The organism is Streptomyces sp. SID11385, from assembly GCF_010548245.1.
Classification (GTDB): domain Bacteria; phylum Actinomycetota; class Actinomycetes; order Streptomycetales; family Streptomycetaceae; genus Streptomyces.
This window is the reverse complement of record NZ_JAAGLR010000124.1, coordinates 1-2,061: the sequence shown is the minus strand read 5'-3', so window position 1 is coordinate 2,061 and position 2,061 is coordinate 1. Positions and strand designations below refer to the sequence as shown.

The 2,061-nt window shown below is 77.0% G+C and carries 3 protein-coding genes; 2 read left to right on the top strand and 1 reads right to left on the bottom strand.

The features are described from left to right. Both G3I42_RS04115 and G3I42_RS04110 read left to right on the top strand, forming a co-directional pair. The coding region (locus tag G3I42_RS04115; protein ID WP_203606338.1) for a helix-turn-helix domain-containing protein at positions 1–391 on the top strand (391 nt) is incomplete at its 5' end. 391 nt (positions 392–782) lie between these two features. Then, a complete protein-coding gene (locus G3I42_RS04110) occupies positions 783–1,499 on the top strand; it encodes a hypothetical protein (protein WP_164282474.1) in 717 nt (238 codons plus the stop codon). A gap of 43 nt (positions 1,500–1,542) precedes the next feature. On the opposite strand, the gene G3I42_RS04105 is transcribed toward G3I42_RS04110, so the two are convergent. Further along, on the bottom strand, positions 1,543–2,061 hold a 519-nt coding region (locus G3I42_RS04105; protein WP_164282473.1), incomplete at its 5' end, for a GntR family transcriptional regulator.

Here is a 2,061-nt window from a genome sequence, read left to right as displayed (position 1 = left end):
GGCCGAGGGCCTGCGCGGCGCCCTGGAGGAGGCCCGCCACGCCCGCCGGGTCGCCGCGGCCCGCCCGGGGCCCGTCACCGCGGCCGGGCACCAGGAACTCGCCTCGCACGTCCTGCTCCTGCCCTTCGTCCCCGACGACGTGCGGCGCGCCTTCACCGCCCGGCTCCTCGACCCGCTGCGCGTCTACGACCGCCGCCACCGCGCCGAGCTGATCCCCACCCTGGAGGCGTTCCTCGACAGCGACGGCTCCTGGACGCGGTGCGCGGCCCGGCTCCATCTGCATGTGAACACCCTCCGCTACCGGGTCGGCAGGATCGAGCAACTGACGGGGCGTGACCTGTCGCGTCTGGAGGACAAGCTGGACTTCTTCCTGGCGCTGCGGATGAGCTGAGGGCCGCCCGCCCGGCGCGGGCCCGGTGCCGGACGAGACCCGACGCGCCGCGAACGCTCCGGGTGCCGCGTCCCCCGCCGGGCGATCCGGGCCGTCCCCGCACGCGCCGCGAACGGCCCGGGAGCCTCGCGTACGAACGGAGTCCCGGCCTCCGCCGCTCCCCCGCAGGTCGGGCGGTACGGGGGCGCGCGCGGCTCGCGACGGGGGCCCGGCACGCGCCCGGCGCGTTTGTGAAAACTTTCACCCACCCTCTTGGCGGCCCGCCGCCCGCCGTGCTGAGATGCACGTCACAGCTCACCGGCGCGCGTGATGTGAGGAGGGGACTGTGGCGGACACCGCCATGCCTTGGTCCGTATCGACGTCGAAGCCGGGACCTGCGGGGGAGACGGAAGTGTTCGACCGGTCGGTGTGGCGGCTGCGCTCCCGCGGCTGCTGGACCGAGGCGGCCTCCCTGCTCGCCCCGCTCCCCGGAGCGGAAGCCGCGCTGCGGCGCTGCGAACTCCTCGCGGAGTGCTGCCTGTACACGGGCGAGGGCTGGGCGGAGGCGGAGGACGCGCTGCGCGCGGCCGAGGCGCTCGCGCACAGTGACGACGAACGCGGTACGGCCGCCTGCGAACGCGGCCACCTCGCCTACCTCGCCACCTCGCTCGGCATCAGGGACCGCGCCGACGAGGCGAGTTCGGCGCTCGGCCGGGCGGCGGCGCTGCTCGCGCCCGGCTCCCCGCACCGCCCGCTCCTCGACTACCGGCGCGGCCTCATCGCCGAACACCTCGCCCACGCCCCCCAGCCCGCCCGCGCGGCCTACCGCCGCGCCCACGCCGGGGCCACGGCCCACGGCGACCGTTTCCTCCTCGCCCGCACCTGGTACCGCCTCGCCGAACTCGCCCTGCGCGACGGCGAGGTGGCCGAGGCCCGGCACGGATTCACGCAGAGCCTCGCGCTGCGCGAGACGCTGGGCGACCTCGTCGGCACACCCCCGACCCTCGCGGCCCTCGCCGACACCGCCCCGGAACCGGAGGCGGAACGGCTCCGCACGGAGGCGCGCAGACTGTGGCGGCTCCTCGGCGGGGTGCCGAGGCTGCTGGAGGGACGGCTGGGGGTGGAGTGAGGGGCGGGCGCTCGGGTCCGGCCGGTCCGTGGCAGGTCGTTCCTCAGCCCTGGACACCCAGGTGCTCGCGCAGCACCGTCACCAGCGTCGCCGTATCGGCGCGTTCGATGGCGTCCAGGAGCGCCGCGTGCTGCGCGGCCTCCTCCGCCCAGCCCTGCGGCGTGCGGGCGCGCGGACTCCCCGCGCGGAGGTGGAGGGCTTCGGCGACGCGGGTGAGCTGGGGGTTGCCGTGCAGGCCGAGCAGGGCGCAGTGAAAGGCGCGGTCGGCCTCGCCGTAGCCGGTGCGGTCGCCCGTACGGGCCAGCTCCTCGGTGCGCCGCGCGAGCGGCCGCAGCTCCGGGGGCAGCGCGGGCAGCGTGGCGGCGAGCCGGGTGAGGACGGGCAGCTCCATCAGGAGCAGCACCTCGGCGAGCGCCGCCGCGTCGGCCGCGGTACGGGCCAGGACGCGGAAGCCGCGATTGGGCACCGTCTCGACGGCCCCCTCGGCGGCGAGCCGCTGCATCGCCTCGCGCACCGGCGTCGCCGAGACCCCGTACCGCTCCCCCAGCGCGGGCGCCGAGTA